The sequence below is a fragment of the Rothia mucilaginosa ATCC 25296 genome (assembly GCF_000175615.1).
GTDB lineage: Bacteria > Actinomycetota > Actinomycetes > Actinomycetales > Micrococcaceae > Rothia > Rothia mucilaginosa.
In genome coordinates this window covers 1-17,688 of record NZ_ACVO01000024.1, presented here as the reverse complement: position 1 = coordinate 17,688, position 17,688 = coordinate 1, and the positions used below count along the sequence as shown (strand labels likewise).

Here is a 17,688-nt window from a genome sequence, read left to right as displayed (position 1 = left end):
AGTGCCTTCTTCGGGTGCCTTGCGGTGTGTAGGTTGGTGCTTGTGAGGGAACGTACTGGGATTTAATCCGTGAAGGTGGTACCCTTAATGGGTTGTGCGCGCCCTATGCGGGCACAATGGTGATGCGCTCTGAGATTTTCTCGATAGCTGCACATCGAAAAACCTACTCCATCTATATAAGGGCTACTGGCAAAATCCAGTAGCAGAAGAAGGTAATCAATGAAGGCAGAAATCCACCCGGACTACAACCTGGTTCTGTTCCGCGACCTCGCATCCGGCAAGGTCTTCCTGACCCGTTCCACCATGACCTCGGACAAGACCGAGAAGTGGGAAGACGGCAACGAGTACCCGATCGTCGAGGTTGAAATCTCGTCCGAGTCGCACCCGTTCTACACCGGTAAGCAGCGCATCATGGACTCCGCAGGTCGCGTCGAGCGCTTCAACGCACGCTTCGGCAACTTCGGCAAGAAGTAAATCTTCTTTCCCAGTTTTGCTCTATAGCGAAATCAATGCCCCGTTCTCCTTGGTTTTCAGGGAGGCGGGGCATTGCGCGTTCTATGCGGGTAGCAGAATGGTTCGCGTGAACGTGAGGAAAGTTGTAATGTAAAACCTTTCGCTCACTGGTGCGTAGACCCGCTGACGGCGTTACAATGGGAAAGTATTTTGCGAGCTGTGCATTTTCTGTGCCCTCCAGCACCGCCCCATATCGGCGGGTTATTTTCCGGCTCTCTGTACTCTAGAGACTTCGCTGGATGCGCTACGCGCCTCGCGTATCACCACCTCAAACAAAGGACAACTTAATGAGCGACGCTCACTCTGAACCGTCGCAGAAGAAGAAATGGGTCAAGCGTGTCCTGCTGATCCTGCTGATTCTTCTGCTGGTTATTACCCTCGGTATTGGTTTCTTTATTTGGCGTGCTGGCCACACCTGGGATAGCAAGACCGAGAAGTTCGACTCCATCACTAAGGTGGACGAAGACCTCAGCAAAATTAAGGAGCATCTTGGCGAGGCTAAGAAGCTCAACGTGACGGAGCTGAAGGCTCCGACCGTCACCAACTCGGATACCGGCAAGAACGGCTCCGATGCTGCTGCGGCTCTTGCAGCTAACGCGAGCGATCACGATAAGGACGGCGACGGCATCTTGGATGACGGTTACAGCTACAATGTCGTGAAGGGTCCGGGTAAGAACATCCTGCTGCTCGGTAGCGATACCCGTTCCGGTTCTGAAGCAGCTCAGGTGAGCGGCTCCCGTGCAGATAGCATCATGCTTGCTCACATCCCTGCCGATGGTAAGGGCGTGTACCTGGTTTCGATTATGCGTGATACCTGGGTGAATATCCCCGGTTACGGTTCGGCAAAGATTAACGCGGCGCTGAACTATGGCGGTATTTCTCTGCAGGTGGCGACCGTTGAGAACCTGCTGGGTATCAAGATTGATCACGTGGCAGAGATCGAGTTCGAGGGCTTCAAGGCTCTGGTGAATTCTGTTAATGGCGTGGATGTCCAGGTACCTTTCGACTTCGATATCAATGCGTGGTCTTTCAATCAGGGTATGCAGCATATGGATGGTGGTGCGGCTCTTGCGTTCGTTCGTGCTCGCTACCCGTTCGCTGACGGCGACTACCAGCGTGTTCGTAACCAGCGTGCGTTCCTGCGCGGTCTGTACAGCACGATGAAGTCTAAGGGTGCACTGGAGAATGTGGGCTCTTTCCAGTCTGCTGTTGAGTCTATTGCTGGTTATATGCGTGTTGACTCTGGCCTGGACGCGGCGCAGATTGCCCAGATTGCGGCTCCGGTGCTGACTAGCGGTGATACCACGATGCGTATGACCACCCTGCCGAACGCAGGCCCGGGTTGGTCCTACGACGGTCAGTCGATTGTTATCGTGAACCAGGCTGCGAATGCTAACCTGTCCTATGCTTTGCAGCATGACAGCATGGATCAGTTCATGGCGACTTACGGCCAGGACTAAGATCTGACTCCTTGCGGGGGTGAAAGCTGATGAGGCTTTCGCCCCCGCTGGTTTTTAACTGTTCCCGAAAAGCTGTCGGAATGTAGATACCTGGAAGTACCTCGTTGGCGCTTAGAGAGCTGCTGGGGCGCACAAAAGGGCGGCTACCTCACCGTGATGGTGGGGTAGCCGCCCCATTCGTACCGTGCTCTTAGAGGGAGTTAGGCTTTCGAATCGGCTTCTTCTGCTTCCTCGGCAGATTCTTCCTCTTCGTACTCATCGTATTCGTCGTAGTCTTCGTAGTAGGGCTGGCGGCCAAAATAGAATGCTACAGCCGCGATAGCGCCACCCAGGATTGCGATGAGGATGCCAAGCATCGGGGTCCACAGCATTGAAATTAGGCCGGCGACCAGAACGGCGAGGCCTGCACCCTTGATCAGGTTCAGAAGACGCTCACGTTCGGAGGGTTCGTAGTATTCCTCTTCCTCAATACTGTATTCGATAACAGGCTTCTCCGCGGCGGGTTCGCTACGGGTCGGCTCGGCGGGTGCCGAAGAACCACCGGTCAGGGAGCTCATGAAACCGCGACGCTTCTTCGGAGCCTGCTGAGCGGAGGACTCCAGGTAGTGGCGCTCACCTTCGGTGGGCACGAATGCGGCGGGCACATCGTACTCTTCACCCACCGGCAGCAGAGCCGGAACATTGTTGGGCAGGGTCTCATACCATTCCTGCGGAATATCGGCGGGGCGTGCAGCCTGAACGGTCAGGGACAGCTCAAGGGTGTTGCCGCGAATCGTACCCCACGCGCTGGTGAGGCGGTCGTTCTCGAATGCGTAACGAATCACGGGGGCGAGCTGCTCAGACATCTGGGTGCTCAGGCGGCCCACGAGCTTGCGGTCGTGGCGCACCTCAACACTGTCAACGAAACGGCCGTCAGAGGTCTTCAGCTGGTTAGCTTCCAGGGTCAGAATGACGCGACCCTCACCGCTGGGCGGCAGGATGCTGTGCAGGTATTCGGAGTGTTCCTTCTCATCAAGCACCTTCATCGACGGGCCCTGGGGTAGCAGGGTCGCGCGAGTCGGTGCGTCGTTGAGGGGGAAGAGCGAGCTAGGAGCGGACAGCGAGAGCACACCGGTGCTCTTCACTCGCATATTACCGCTCTCGGTGCGAACCGCCACGGCGGAAAGCTGCAGATGCGCAATAGGCTCGTAACCGGAGGCGACCACGCGGGTAATGGAATCCCAGTACGCGGCGGAGTCCTCCACGCTCATGCGGCCCACCTTGAATTCGTCAATGTAGACGGCAATGCTATTGGGCTCGTAGGGGTTATCCGGTTCGGGAACGAGGCGCGCTTCACCGTACCAGATACGTTCACGGTCGATGTGCAGTTCCTCAAAGATTTGGAGGGTTTCTGCTTCGTAGTAATCATCGGTGACAATGTCAACGCTACCGCGGTCACCGAGTGCGTAATCGACCACTGAAAACTCCTTCTGATGTGTCTAAGCGAGCGGATACCTAGTCTATTCTCTCATGCTTTCAGTGTGGACAGCTCACAAAAACGGGTGACATTTATCTGTCTTTTAGCACCGGGTGCATATAGTTTTGTGCCCTGGTGAAACTGCCCCGGTAATAAGTGCCCTTGTCAGTATGTGAACCACTGTATGAGGGAAATATTTAGACGGCATACCGCCGCTATGAATTCTATAGATGAGCCAGAAAAAGACCACCGCCCGGCGCGTCCCGGTACGTTACCGGGGGCGTGCCGAACGGCAGTCTCTCAAAGAGGCTAGAGAACCTAGCGGGGGAGAGCGGAACCTAGTCTAGATACCGGCTCACACCCCGCCACAAGCCCTCAAACCATGCAGCTTAGTCCTGCAGGGAGGCGTTGAACTTCTGAGCCACAATCGAACGGTGGCCGTGATCCTGAGCCTCCAGAACCAGACGACGCAGAGCCGAAGGAGCCTCGGGGTTCGCCTCCAGCCAACGCTGAGCCAACGCAACGGAGGGGTTACCCGCAACGCCCAGACCCTCGGTGGAGCCGGTGTTGTACGGAGCCTTCGGGTACAGGCCACGCACAATGCGGGTCGCCATACCAATCGAACGGGACGCCCAAATGGGCAGCAGAGCCTCAAAGTAGGAGTCGTAGTAGGACTCACGCAGCTCAACCGGACCGCGAGCAAAACCGTTAATGGTCGAAGCCAGAGCATCGTTCGACAGCAACTCGTCTTCCATGATGGTCTTGTACGCGGCAGCCTTACGCTCAGCAGAGGGCAGGGCAGCAATCGCGTACGCGTAACCATTCGAAGAGATTGAGGAGGGGCTGTACTTCGCCGCACGGTCCAGATCCTCAACGGTCACCAGGTCGCGGCTTGCGAGCGCACCCAGTGCGCTCCAACCCAGGTTCTGGTCGTAAGGAATGCCGGTTGCGTCAGCAATATCGCCGGTGGTGTCTTCGAAAGCACCGCGGGCAATATCGCGGCAGAGCTCTTCACCCTTGGTCGCGTTGGTTGAGACTGAAATCAGGCCGCGCAGCAGAATCAGCTGCTCGTCGGAGCCGGGCTTAGCCTGTGCCAGTGCGGCTGCGAATGCGTCGTAGAGGGCGTCGTAGAGGCGCTCGCGGCCGGTGGGCGCGGAGAAGGTTGCGATAGCGACCTGTGCGTTGTTGACCATGGTGCCCAGCAGGGATGCGCTCGGTTCCTTGGAGACGTTGCGTACGACTGCGTCAACGTAGGTGGTGACGGGCAGGCGTGCATCGCGCACGTTCTCCCAGAGGGAGCCCCAGATGAGGCCGCGGGAGAGTGCGGATTCGAGGGTGGAGACACCTTCGATAGCTGCCTGCAGGCCGTCTTCGTCGGTCAGGGCGACCTTGGCGTAGGTGTGGTCTTCTGCGTTGAGCATGAGCAGGTCAGCTTCGCCAACGAGCTTCTTCTGCTCCTCGGTGAGCTCCACGCGGTGCTCGGAGACGGGCTCTGCCGGGTACTCGAGGGAGAGCAGTCCGGTGGAGGTGAGCTTGCCGTCGGTCAGCGCGAAGGTTTCCAGCTTTGCCACGTGGGGGCGGCCCAGACCTGCGGGCTGCTGTGCGGGAAGTTCCTGGGTGAGGATCAGGTCGGTGAGCTGGCCGTCTTCGCCGTAGACGCGCTTGGTGCCCAGTGCGGACACGCCGGAGGTCTGCAGCCATGCGTTAGCCCATGCCTGCATGTCGCGGCCGGACACCTCGTTGAGTACCTGCAGGAAGTCGTTCAGGGAGGTGTTGCCCCACTCGAAGCGCTTGAAGTACACGCGTGCTGCCTCGATGAAGGTGTCGAAGCCGACGTAGGCGACCAGCTGCTTGAGCACGGATGCGCCCTTTGCGTAGGTGATGCCGTCGAAGTTCTGCGATGCTGCTTCCAGGTGGGGGATGTCAGCGACGATGGGGTGGGTGGTGGGCAGCTGGTCCTGCATGTATGCCCATGCCTTGCGGTTGTTCGCGAAGGTGACCCATGCGTCGTTGAAGTTGTTGGCTTCCTTAGCACCGAGGGTGCCCATGAAGTCTGCGAAGGATTCCTTGAGCCACAGGTCGTCCCACCATTTCATGGTGACGAGGTCGCCGAACCACATGTGTGCCATTTCGTGGCAGATGGTGTTGGTGCGGCCTTCGAGGTCGTCCTCGGTTGCGCCGGAGACGAAGATGTAGTCTTCGGTGAAGGTGACCAGGCCGGGGTTTTCCATTGCGCCGATGTTGTATTCGGGTACGAATGCCTGCTCGTACTTGGGGTACGGGTAGGGGTAGTCGAAGAGGTCCTGGAAGAAGTCCAGGCCGTTTTTGGTGACCATGAAGATGTGGTCGTAGTCGAAGTGCGGCTTGAGGGACTGGCGGCAGTAGACGACCAGGGGGATGTCACCGCTGTTGACCTTGCTCTTGGGCTTGTAGGTGGTGGTTGCGGTGAAGTATTCACCGGCAACGATTGCGGTGATGTAGGTGGAGATCTTTGCGGTGGGGGAGAAGACTCGCTTGGTGATGGAGTCGTCGGTGGGGTCTACAACCTGGCTTTCGAGTACGCCGTTGGAGCTGACGACCCAGTCCTTGGGTGCGGTGATGCGGAAGTTGAAGACTGCCTTCAGGTCGGGCTGCTCGAAGTTCGGGAAGACTCGGCGGCAGTCGGAGGGCTCGTACTGGGTGTACAGGTAGACGCGACCGTCGGAGGGGTCGAAGTAGCGGTGCATACCTTCGCCGGAGCGGGAGTAGTAGGAGCGACCGTGGATGGTGAGCACGTTTTCTGCCTGCAGGTTGGACAGGGTGATGCGTGCGCCGTTGACGACATCAGCCAGGGTCAGTTCGGTGCCGTTGAGCTTAACGGAGTCGACGCTGTGGTGGATGTAGTCGATGAAGGTTTCTGCACCGGGGGTGTTGCAGGAGAATCGGACGGTGGTGACGGTGGGGTAGGACTCGAATTCGGGGTCCTTGGCGTTAGTCAGGTCGACATGCACGTCGTAGGTGTCGACACTGATGAGAGCCGAACGTTCTGCGGCTTCTTCGCGGGAGAGGTTCTCGTTATTCATGCTTTTTATTCTAGTCGGTGTGACCGGAAATCTGGCAGTTGAACGGGCGTGCTCGTCATATTAGTTGAGAAGTGAGGGGTGGCGGCATGGTTTGGGATAAACAATACTCAATATGTGACGCAGAACATGCTCTTTCGATTTGCGGAGCGTCCAGAAAGCCCGTATAGTATTACGTGTTGCTTCGAACGGCACCGAAAGGAAAACGTTCGAAAGTCACCTGCGCGGGTGGCGGAATAGGCAGACGCGCTAGCTTGAGGTGCTAGTCCTCGTATTAGAGGGTGGGGGTTCAAGTCCCCCCTCGCGCACAGATAATCCCCGGTTCTTCGGAACCGGGGATTTTTGTATGCTCGGTTGTATGCCCGGTAAAAAGTACACAAAAAAGTAGTGGGGTGAGGCTCCTTGAATGGAACCTCACCCCACACTAGCTACGCTAAGGAAGCTAGAAGAACAGCTGCATCAGCTGAAACTGAATTACTCAGCACTCAGAGAATTACTCAGCCAGACGCTCCGGGTCGGTGGTGACCAGAATCTTCACAGCGGTCTCGTTGTGGTGGATCAGGGTGTCGAAGCCCTTGTCAATCAGGTCTTCCACAGCGATCTTGCCGGTGATGAAGGGCTTGAGGTCAATCTTGCCGGACTCAACCAGCTTGATGGTCTCGGGGTGGGAGTTCACGTATGCGATGGTGCCGCGGATATCGAGCTCCTTGAGCACAATCTTCTGAACATCCAGGGAAGCGGGCTTACCCCAAATGGAGACGATGACGACCTTACCGGTGGGCTTGAGAGCATCCAGGATCAGGTCCAGTGCGGGCTGAACGGAGGTGCACTCGAACGCGATGTCAGCGCCACGGCCGTCGGTCAGCTTGTGAATCTCAGCCAGAACGTCAACCTCTGCGGGGGAGAAAGCGTAGTCAGCAACGCCGGAGTCCAGAGCCTTCTGGCGGCGCAGCGGGGACAGCTCAGAGATGATGACCTTAGCGCCCTTAGCCTTCAGAACTGCGGAGGTCAGCAGACCGATGGGGCCAGCACCGGTCACCAGTGCGAATGCGCCCTCTTCGAACTCGCCTGCACGCTCAACAGCGTGGTAGCCAACGCTCAGGGGCTCAATCAGTGCAGCCTCGTCCAGGGGAATGGTGTTAGGAATCTTGTGAACCCAGCGGCGCTTGACAGCAACCTTCTCGGACAGACCGCCACCGCGACCTGCCAGACCGATGAAGTTCATGTCCTTGGACAGGTGGTAGTCCTTGGAGTCGGGGCCGGTGTAAACGTCATCACGAATGATGTAGGGCTCGACGACAACGTGGTCGCCAACCTCAAGGTCGTCTACGCCTTCGCCCAGTGCCTCAACAACACCGGAGAATTCGTGACCGAGGGTGACGGGGGAGTCCTCACCAGAAATGGGGTGGGGATGACCGTGCTGGGGGCAGAAGATGGGGCCGTCCAGGTATTCGTGCAGGTCGGTACCGCAAATGCCGCACCATGCGACCTTGACCAGAACCTCGCCCGCAGCGGCTTCGGGTGCGGGGATGTCTTCAATGCGGATGTCGTGGCGGTCGTAGAAGCGTGCTGCCTTCATGGGATGGAGCTCCTTAGCGTGGTTGTGGCGCTCACTGCGGTGTGTGCTTGCTGGTACGGTTCGCATCCGTGGGTCTGTCACGGTGTTGACAGAGGCCCAAACGACATGGTCTGGACCGGTTGTGAACTGTCCTGCCGGCATTCGCATCGCTAGCGCCGGATGGTGATGGGTGCGGCTGGATTGTCGCTCCCATGTGCTTAACGCTACTCCTATGAATCAAAGATTCCTAGGATATATACAAATTTTCTTTTATGTGACACAAATTTCTTTTTGGGTGTTTTCGACTCCATCACGCCCGAGCATCTAGCGCCCGGCGAGCGCAGACGGTAGCGTAGAAGCATGACTGACGCGAACGCACAGGGCACCGCCGCCCACACCCAGCCCACTTCTGACAGCTCCGGTCGAACGGCACCGAACCGACCCGCCGCAATAACCCGCCACTATGACGCGCCCGACGCTGATTGCGTGCGCGGTAGCGAGTACTCCGAGATTCTTGCCCTCGAAACCGAGCGGCGTAAGCGTGCCGCTGAGCACCGCCGCAAGCGCGGGCACGCGCATCCCGAGCAGGAACATGCTGACCACGGTCAGCCCGAGCCGGAACGTAGCCACGGCGAGCGCCACGGTTATGGAAAGGGGCGCGGTCATGGAAAGGGCCACGGCGTGCATCACGGTCACCGCCTCGACGAAGACAGCGGGCTGGCGCATATTCGCCGCGACCTCGCCGAATCCGTCGCCACCCGTGCGGACTCCCTGACCGCAATTCTCAAGGCGATTCACGCGCACCCTGAGACTGCCTACGAGGAGTATTTCGCCTCCCGCACGCTCGTTGATGCGGTCCGCGAAGCCTACCCGAACCTCAGGATCGAGTACCCCGCCTTCGGCCTGGATACCGCGTTCAAGGTGGAGCTCACCAGCGCCGACTACGACCCCGCCACACACCGCACCATCGCGATTCTCTCCGAATATGACGCGCTGCCGGGCATCGGTCACGGCTGCGGCCATAACGTCATTGCGGTCTCCGGGCTGGGTGCTTTCTTTGCCCTGGCGGATGCGCTCGTTACCGGACCCGAGGCGTTCAGCGGTAGGGTCCTCTACTACGGCACGCCCGCCGAAGAGTCCGACGCCGGTAAGGAGCTGATGGCGCGCGCCGGCGCGTTCGAGCGGGTGGATGCCGCCATTATGGTGCACCCCTACTTTATCGACGTGGCTGATCAGGCGTGGCTGGGTCGCCGTGAATGCCGTGTGACTTATACGGGTGTGAGCGCGCACGCGTCCTCGCACCCGTTTATGGGTCGCAACGCGCTGGATGCGGCGAACCTGGCGTATCAAGGTTTGGGCTTGTTGCGTCAGCAGATTCCCGGTTCTGACCGTATTCACGCGATTATTGACCACGGCGGGGACGCCCCGAACCTGATTCCTGCCGCCGCGAGCCTGCACATTAATATCCGTTCTAAGCACGCGCCGACTCTGCGTGCTCTGTCGCGACGGGTTGAGGAGGTGCTGCGCGGTGCGGCGCTTATGGCTGGCGTGAGTGCGGAGGTGACGTGGGATTCTTCGCCGATGACCATGCCGGTGCGTACGAACCGCCCGCTGTTGAAGCGTTGGGTTTCGGCTCAGCGTTCGGTGGGTCGCCACCCGTATCCGCCCGGAACGGTCAGTGACACCCTGGCGGCTTCTACTGATTTCGGTAATGTGAGCCTGCGCGTGCCCGGTATTCACCCGCTCATTCAGATTGCGCCCGAGGGTACCGGTATGCACACGGTGGAGTTCGCGCACTGTGCTGACACCCCGGCGGCGGTGGATGCTGCCCTGGATGCGGCGTTCGGTTTGGCGTCTGTGGCTTTGGACTTCCTGGTTGATGATGAGTTGGCGGAGGCGGTGCGCGCCGATTTTGAGGCTTCCGGCGGTGCCGTGGACGTGGAGGGCTACTTTAGCGGCATGTGAGCTTGCTCAAAAGGTCAGAACGTCATTATTTGGTTTTATGAGTGAAAAACACCATCCACAACCCATAAAGTCACTATGACCCATCGAAAAAAGCAAAATAACCCAACACAAAACGCAGAATCTGCGGCATAATAGAAAGTAACGAAGCGAGCCCACCGGGGGAGAACGCCCACACCAGGGAAGCCGACTCCGAGGCACACACCCGCTTCCCGATAAACCACGCGAGAATCCTCTCGCACCACACGGATAACTCTCACGAAAAGAGGGCATACAGCAATGAACGGTGTCAACAACCCCACCAAGCTCGGCGTCATCGGTGCAGGCGGCGTCGGTAGCGCAACCGCATACGCAGCTATGGTCCGCGGCTCCGCAGACGAAATCGTCCTGTACGACATCGACGGCAAGCGCGCACACGCTGAAGCACTGGACATCGCACACGGCGCAATGTTCGCACACGAAGCAACCGTAACCGGTGGCGACGACATCGAACTGCTGCGCGACTGCGACATGGTCATCATCACCGCTGGTGCTCGCCAGAAGCCCGGCCAGCCCCGCCTCGAACTGGCAGGCGCAAACGTCGCAATCCTCGAGAAGCTGCTGCCGAACATTCTGTCCGTAGCACCCAACGCGATCATCATGCTCGTCACCAACCCCTGTGACGTTCTCACCGTTGTGGCTCAGAAGATTACCGGCCTGCCCGCAAACCGCGTGCTGTCCTCCGGTACCGTTCTGGACTCCTCCCGCCTGCGTTGGCTGATCGCTAACAAGGCTGGCGTCTCCATCAAGAGCGTTCACGCAAACGTTGTTGGCGAGCACGGCGACTCCGAGTTCCCCGTCTGGTCTGCAGCAAACATCGGTATGGTTCCCCTGACCGAGTGGGAGCAGGACGGCAAGCTCGTCTTCACCGACGAGGTCCGTGCAGAACTGGCAACTGAAGCTATGCGCGCAGCATACAAGGTTATCGAGGGCAAGGGTTCCACCAACTACGCAATCGGTATCTCCGGTGCACGTATCGCTGAGGCATTCCTCGGCGGCCAGAACGCAGTGCTGCCCGTCTCCACCACCATTGCAGGCGAGCTGTACGGCTTCAAGGACGTTGCACTGTCCCTGCCCACCATCGTGAACCGTGAGGGCATCCAGCGCGTGCTCGAGGTTCCCATGAACGAGGCTGAGCTGGCACAGCTGAAGGCATCCGCTGAGGCAATCCGCGCATCCGCAGCTTCCCTGGGCTTCTAAAAACCCGGCTTCTAATTCTCTCGGGCTCAACCCGTAAGAAGCAAACATTCAGTAGGCGCAGCGTAAAGCTGAGCTAACCGACAGAAGAACCCGCCGCACCCGGCACCCGCCCCTTGAGGAGTGGGGAAGCTGGGGACGGCGGGTTCGCTGTGTCTGTAAGGTTTTTATGCGGGGTTTGATGTGCCGCGTGCATGCTTCGCTTGACTAGCTGGCTTGCTCACCTGGCTTGACCAACCTGGGCTTACCGCTCTGGATTTGGCGTTCTCTTGGTGGCACCGAATTTACCCGTCGATTCACCTGCCGCGCCCGTTCACAGTTCCGCGTTTAAACCGCCGTATGACCGCCCGGCGCACACCATAGGCGCGTAGGTAGTAGAATAATGGCATGAGCATTGATCCTCGCACCGAACTCACCCGCCTCCTTGACGCGCTGGAGGCGCACCTGACCGCCGTCGTAAACCGAACCGGCGAGCACGACTCTGCCGTCGATGAGGCATACGTAGAAATCGCCAACGCCTTCGAAGCCTACGAAGATGCCCTCTTCGAGGCGTACAACGAGGTCACTCCCTTGAGCGTCTACGGTGATGAAGACGAGGATGACCTTGAAGAAATCCTCGACGATGAAGACGACATCGACGACGATATTGAGTACGAGGACTAAATAGCGCCTCGCCCATACGTTACGGACCGACCCCTGACCGGTACCCCCTATGCGGGGTAATACGGCAGGGGTCGAACCGTACCCGCAACACCCGCGCAGCCCCTGCCCTCAGCGCTTACTGCCTTCAGCGCCCGCCGAACACCTGACCCCCGATACCCACCGAGCATGCACCGAGAACGGAGACACCCGTGAGCGAACCCCGCACCTGGCGCGACGCCGCCCTTATCCTCCGCACCCAAAAACTCGGCGAAACCGACCGCATCATCATCATGCTCACCCGCGACGGCGGAATCACCCACGCCGTCGCCAAAGCCGTACGCAAACCCACCTCCAAATTCGGTGGACGACTCGAACCGTTCATGCACACCGACCTGTCCTTCAGCCGCGGCAGAACCAACCTGCACACCATCACCCAGGCGGCAACCCTGCACGCCTACACCGCACCCATCATGGCGAACTACAATGCGTACACGTGCGCCTCCACCATCGCCGAACTGGCGGAAGCACTCACCAAGGACACCGACAGCACCGCCGACATTTACACCCTCACACACGGGGCGCTTGCCGCGCTCGCGCACGGGCAGCATGTGCCGCAGAGGATCCTGACCCGATACCTGGCGCGCAGCATGAACGCCGCCGGCTGGCCGCTCATCGGTGAGAACTGCACCCGATGCGGAAACCCGCTCGTGAACGCCGATAGCCGGGGCGATAACGGGGTAGACAGTAGTGCCCCCGGCGCTACAAGCGGAAGCGGCAGGTACATTGCCTTCCATACCGCCCACACCTACGGGCACCACACGGTCCTCTGCCCCCAATGTGCACCCGCCGCCGACACACCCCTAACCGGTCTGCGCGCCGAAGAGCTCGGCTATGCGCTCGCTACCGCATCGGCGGATCCGCGCGCCTGGGCGACTATTGACGCAGCACCGGTGCCGGTCGCCTCCAAAATTCTGGGACTCTACCTGAAAACCACCCAGAACCTGCTCGAACATCCCCTGAAAACGGCGAGCGCCCTCGAAGCGGAAATTCCTGCATCGTAAAAGATGCACGCTGATGCGTCAAACATGGGCCAACCAGGACGCAAAATAACCCCCGAAGTACCCACCCATGCGCGCTATGTCACGGTAAAATAGCTAACAGCACGCCAGGTTTATATCTGGCGCATATCTAGGCAAACGACCCCGGGGGAGAACCCGCCAGGGAAGAAAGGCACACATGGCACGCACCCAGCCCGTACCCCCGCCCGCACACCCCACCGGGGCAACCCCGCCGCCAATCCCGAAGAAGTTCATCCCGCAGCACGTCGCCGTCGTGATGGACGGTAACGGACGCTGGGCGAACGAACGCGGCCTGCCCCGCACCGAGGGCCACCGCGCCGGCGAGGCGGCACTGCTGGACGTTGTTGCGGGCGCTATCGAAATGGGCATCCCGTACGTGACCGCCTACGCGTTCTCCACCGAAAACTGGAAGCGTTCACCCAGCGAAGTCGCGTTCATTATGCGTTTCTCCACCGAGGTGCTACAGCGTCAGCTGGCAACCCTCAAAACCTGGGGTGTGCGCATCCGCTGGGCTGGCCGCCGACCCAAGCTGTGGAAAAACGTCATCGAAGAGCTCGAACACTGCGAGCGCGAAACCATCGACAACACCGTCTGCACCCTCACCATGTGCGTGAACTACGGCGGCCGCGCAGAAATCGCCGACGCGGCGGCAGCTATCGCAGCGGACGCTGTGGCGGGCAAGCTCAAGCCCGGCAACATTACCGAAAAGACCATCCAGAAGTACCTGGACGAGCCCGACCTGCCCGATGTTGACCTGTTCCTGCGTTCCTCCGGTGAGCAGCGCATCTCGAACTTTTTGCTGTGGCAGAGCGCCTACGCCGAGATGATTTTCATGAACGTGCTCTGGCCCGACGTTGACCGCCGCACCCTCTGGGAAGCTGTCGAAGAGTATGCGCGCCGCGACCGCCGCTATGGTGGCGCTGTCGACGCCGTCGCCAACGACAAGTAGCGGCCCGGCATACAGTCCCGGCTCATAGCCCCATAAACCACCCACACCCTCCAACACTAGGGAGAACAAATGCGCATCTACCCGACCTTCTTCAACATCTTCTTCAAGGGCATGGACCCCGAGAAGGCACACCACGTCGGCTTCTGGGGCGTTCAGACCCTGCGCAACGTCGGCATCACCCGCGCGCTGCGCAAGTACTTCCAGCCCGCACCCGAACTGGCAACCACCGTCATGGGCATTACTTTCCCCTCGCCGTTCGGCCTGGCTGCAGGTTTCGACAAGGGCGGTAAGGGCATTGCCGCGCTGGCTGGTATCGGCTTCGGCCACGTCGAGATCGGCACCATCACCGGTCAGGCGCAGCCCGGCAACCCGCAGCCGCGCCTCTTCCGCCTCGTGGAAGATAAGGCGGTCATCAACCGCATGGGCTTCAACAATGACGGTGCCGCAGCGGCAGGCCCGCGCGTTGCCGCCGCCCGTGCAGACCTCGAAACTGAATACCGCGGCGCTGTACGCCCGGTTATCGGCGTGAACATCGGCAAGACCAAGGTCGTTGAGCTCGAGAACGCTATCGACGACTACCTGATTTCTACCCGCACCCTCGCGCCGCAGGCAGACTACCTGGTCGTCAACGTTTCCTCCCCGAACACTCCGGGTCTGCGCACCCTACAGGCTATCGAGTCGCTGCGCCCGCTGCTTGCCGCCGTGCGTGAAGAGGCAGACCGCGTATGCCCCAACCGCCACGTACCGCTGACCGTGAAGATCGCGCCGGACCTGGTCGATGAGGACGTTATCGAGGTGGCAGCCCTGGCTAAGGAGCTGAAGCTGGACGGCATCATCGCCACCAACACCACCATCGCCCGCGACGGCCTGGGCCTGACCAGCGACATGACCAAGGTCAAGGAAATCGGTGCTGGCGGCCTCTCGGGTGCGCCGCTGAAGCCCCGCTCCCTTGAGGTGCTGCGCCTGCTCAAGCGCGAAATCGGCGACGACCTGGCCATCATCTCCGTCGGCGGCGTGACCACCGCTGAGGATGTGCAGGAGCGCCTGGACGCTGGCGCCGACCTGGTGCAGGGCTACACCGCGTTCCTGTATGAGGGTCCGCTCTGGGCGGCACACATTAACCGTGGCCTGGTGAAGCTGCGCCGCGCTCGCCGCTAGAAGGTTTGCAGGCGGGGGCGTTATGCTTCCCGGCACGCTGACTCTGCGTGCTGGAAGGGGCACCGTTCTCTACCCGTAGGGGGTGGAGGCGGTGCCCCCTTTTGTGTGCCCTCTCAACGTGTAAGGGGTGGTTGTGCTGGTATCTGAGGGAGGGGGCTGAATTTTTACCTGAGATTCTGTTAGCGTTTTGTGTGTTGTGGATTGCACCCTGACCTGGAGCGATAGTACTATCAGAGTGGTGCAGCACCGACGATTGCGCCACTACACTATGCATCAAAGGAGATTTGGTGGAAATTAACGTCTTTAGTACAAAACTATCGGACTTCTTGAAACGTGAGGAAGAACTTTACATCCCAAGGTTCCAACGTCCTTATTCATGGAGGAAGAAACAGTTTGAGGAGTTGTGGAATGATATCACAACAAACGAAAAATCACATTTTATCGGAACTATAATCCGATATCCTGTTGGGAAAAATAAGTACTATATTGTTGACGGACAGCAACGTTTAACTACTCTCTCTGTTTTGCTCGCCGCTATTCGAGACGCCTATATTGATCTTGGCGATGTCAAGGGTGGAAAAATTGATGACTATATCAAGCCCGATGTAACAGGATCAACTGAGTCCTTTTATAAGATTAATTATGAAAATGGTGAAGGTGGTTTTAATAATAATTATCGCTCCATCATCGATATTCCAGATTCGGATAGCAGGGCTGCCCTAACTGAATCTCAGTATATATCATCAGGACCTTCAAAAAATCTTATGGAAGCACATAAATTTTTTAAACTAAAAATTTCAAGGATGGTTTCCAAAGGAACATTAGAAGAGAAGAAGAGCTGCTTATTGGATTTACTCAATAAAATCCGAGTGCTTACTCTTGTAGATATTTTAATGGGTGATGTTAGTGGAGCTTATCGCATATTTATGACTTTGAATGTAAGGGGTGTTAAACTGAATCAGACTGATTTGATTAAAAGTCACATTCTTAGTCACTTAAGCGACACCGGAAACAACGATACCTATATTGAAATGTGGAATAAAATCTTGGACGTCTTGTCTACGTGTCCTGTTCCAGGTGGTATAAAGGAAGATGACTACTTCTATAATTACTTGATGTCTATCGGTGCGTCTGACGGAAGAAAAATTAGCAAGAAGAAAACTTTTGAAAAATATCATAATAATATCCAAGATGCAGAGAGTGCCCATAAATATCTGACATCTCTCCTGGAAGATGTGTCAACCTATCGAATTGTGTATGAGCCGACCTACAACCAGGCTTCTATCTTGAGGGGCAATAAAGCAAAACGAACAGTAAGAAATACTAACTGGATCCCTTCCCTTGAGGCCTTGCAGACTTTTGGTGTAACGCAACCCAATCCTTTAATTTTGGCGACTCTAAGGCGTCTTTTTGACGGAGGGGACGGACATTACAAGCCAGAAAATACTCAGCGCTTATTCTCAATGATTGAAGATTTCCATTTTATTTTTACAAAGGTTGAGAGTGTGAGGGGTAGTAAGATTGAGAATCTGTACACTCGCTATGCCAATGATACATATAAGACATCACCTCGAAACGGTAAACAAGGTGGAATTCAGAAAATTCAAGACTCTCTCGCAAAAGAGTTTGAGAAATATTTGTTGGAGATAACGAGTAAAGAATCTTTTGTGAAAAAATTTCCGGACGTTGCCAAGTATGATAAATCTAATGATAGTAATCAAAAATTACTTAGGTATATTTTGCGTAAATATCAGCCTGAGTTCAAAGAGTTGCCAGATAATCCTGAAACAATTGAGCATATTATGCCACAATCTGAAGTGAATCGATTGCATACGGCTGTCGACGAAAAGGTAAAAGATGAGAATGGAAACATTGTGACCGATGAATGGAAACAAGCTGAGAAAGAAAGGATTACAAGGATTATTAACTCCCCGGGCAATCTTATTATTGTAAGGAAAAAGACAAATGGGGTTGACCTGAAGGATAAGTCCTTCCTAGAAAAGCAGGTTATATTGAAGAAGGTCCGGGTGCCACAGGATATACCGTCAGAAATTCTTGAAGCTAAATCTTGGACTCTTGAAGATATTGTACATCGAACGAAAAAAATGGCCGAGCGAGGCTATGATGAAATTTGGAGCTTCGATAAATATAAGTAAATAAATTTTAATACAATAATTGCGGGGGATTTTGATATTGAAAATCCCCCGCAATTATTTTTTGAAGTGGTATCTCTGTCCAATATTTTAAAACTCTTTGTAGAGGTAGTAATTTTTGGGATAGCTTATTGGTTAATGCGTAAATCTTGAAAATCTTAGAATAATGATGGCTCGCTGTTATTACACTCATTGCAAAAGCAAACGACTGTAAATATGCGGTAGGGTTTTATATGTAGCCTCCCGCGGCGCATTGTTGCGCCTGCTGGGTGCGCTGCGCGGCTGGGTTCTTCCGGCGGTCATGTAACGACCATTTTTACCAGCCTGATAAGTGCATACACACCATCACCGACGATAGGAGCGCACCGTTATGGAGCCCCGTACCTTCCTTTACCGTACCCAAATTAATCGCCGTACCCTGTTGGGTGGCGGCGCACTACTGGGGCTGGGCGCCCTGCTTGCG

Annotated in this window: 12 protein-coding genes and 1 tRNA gene; 10 read left to right on the top strand and 3 right to left on the bottom strand. The window is 57.0% G+C overall.

All coding sequences use genetic code 11. The features are described 5' to 3' along the window. Positions 1-219: 219 nt before the first annotated feature. Together ROTMU0001_RS07865 and ROTMU0001_RS07860 are read left to right on the top strand one after the other, a co-directional pair. Complete coding sequence (locus ROTMU0001_RS07865) at positions 220-474, top strand: type B 50S ribosomal protein L31 (RefSeq protein WP_005506069.1); 255 nt, start codon at positions 220-222, stop codon at positions 472-474. A 326-nt stretch (positions 475-800) separates the two neighbouring features. Beyond that, a complete protein-coding gene (locus tag ROTMU0001_RS07860; protein ID WP_005509094.1) occupies positions 801-1,973 on the top strand; it encodes an LCP family protein in 1,173 nt (390 codons plus the stop codon). Positions 1,974-2,173: 200 nt separating this feature from the next. Here ROTMU0001_RS07860 and ROTMU0001_RS07855 read toward each other — a convergent pair whose 3' ends face one another. Then, positions 2,174-3,430 carry an HIRAN domain-containing protein gene (locus tag ROTMU0001_RS07855; RefSeq protein ID WP_005509093.1) on the bottom strand — a complete coding sequence of 419 codons (1,257 nt, stop codon included), beginning with the start codon at positions 3,428-3,430 and terminating at the stop codon, positions 2,174-2,176. Positions 3,431-3,818: 388 nt separating this feature from the next. Further along, entirely contained in the window at positions 3,819-6,491 is a 2,673-nt protein-coding gene (pepN, locus tag ROTMU0001_RS07850; RefSeq protein ID WP_005509092.1) for an aminopeptidase N, read from the bottom strand. Positions 6,492-6,710: 219 nt separating this feature from the next. Between pepN and ROTMU0001_RS07845 the strand changes: the two genes are divergently transcribed. Next, a tRNA-Leu gene (locus ROTMU0001_RS07845) sits at positions 6,711-6,796 on the top strand. Between the two features lie 185 nt (positions 6,797-6,981). Here ROTMU0001_RS07845 and ROTMU0001_RS07840 read toward each other — a convergent pair. Continuing rightward, positions 6,982-8,067: a 2,3-butanediol dehydrogenase gene (locus tag ROTMU0001_RS07840; protein ID WP_005509091.1), complete on the bottom strand. Its 1,086-nt coding sequence runs from the start codon at positions 8,065-8,067 to the stop codon at positions 6,982-6,984. Between the two features lie 339 nt (positions 8,068-8,406). Here ROTMU0001_RS07840 and ROTMU0001_RS07835 point away from each other — a divergent pair, with 339 nt between their 5' ends. The 7 genes from ROTMU0001_RS07835 (at position 8,407) to ROTMU0001_RS07805 (ending at position 17,228) form a co-directional block, all read left to right on the top strand. Then, the gene (locus ROTMU0001_RS07835; protein WP_005509089.1) at positions 8,407-10,011 is read left to right on the top strand and encodes an amidohydrolase; all 1,605 of its coding nucleotides are present in this window, start codon (positions 8,407-8,409) and stop codon (positions 10,009-10,011) included. Between the two features lie 276 nt (positions 10,012-10,287). Further along, positions 10,288-11,247, top strand: a complete 960-nt coding sequence (locus ROTMU0001_RS07830; protein WP_005506055.1) for an L-lactate dehydrogenase — start codon at positions 10,288-10,290, stop codon at positions 11,245-11,247. A gap of 384 nt (positions 11,248-11,631) precedes the next feature. After that, on the top strand, positions 11,632-11,907 hold the full coding sequence (locus ROTMU0001_RS07825) for a hypothetical protein (RefSeq protein ID WP_005509088.1): 276 nt from the start codon (positions 11,632-11,634) through the stop codon (positions 11,905-11,907). Between the two features lie 188 nt (positions 11,908-12,095). Continuing rightward, positions 12,096-12,947: a DNA repair protein RecO gene (gene recO / locus ROTMU0001_RS07820; protein WP_005509087.1), complete on the top strand. Its 852-nt coding sequence runs from the start codon at positions 12,096-12,098 to the stop codon at positions 12,945-12,947. A gap of 175 nt (positions 12,948-13,122) precedes the next feature. Continuing rightward, positions 13,123-13,914, top strand: a complete 792-nt coding sequence (locus ROTMU0001_RS07815; protein WP_005509086.1) for an isoprenyl transferase — start codon at positions 13,123-13,125, stop codon at positions 13,912-13,914. Positions 13,915-13,983: 69 nt separating this feature from the next. Next, on the top strand, positions 13,984-15,072 hold the full coding sequence (locus ROTMU0001_RS07810) for a quinone-dependent dihydroorotate dehydrogenase (RefSeq protein ID WP_005509085.1): 1,089 nt from the start codon (positions 13,984-13,986) through the stop codon (positions 15,070-15,072). Positions 15,073-15,359: 287 nt separating this feature from the next. Continuing rightward, positions 15,360-17,228: a DUF262 domain-containing protein gene (locus ROTMU0001_RS07805; RefSeq protein ID WP_005509084.1), complete on the top strand. Its 1,869-nt coding sequence runs from the start codon at positions 15,360-15,362 to the stop codon at positions 17,226-17,228. The last annotated feature ends 460 nt before the right edge of the window (positions 17,229-17,688 follow it).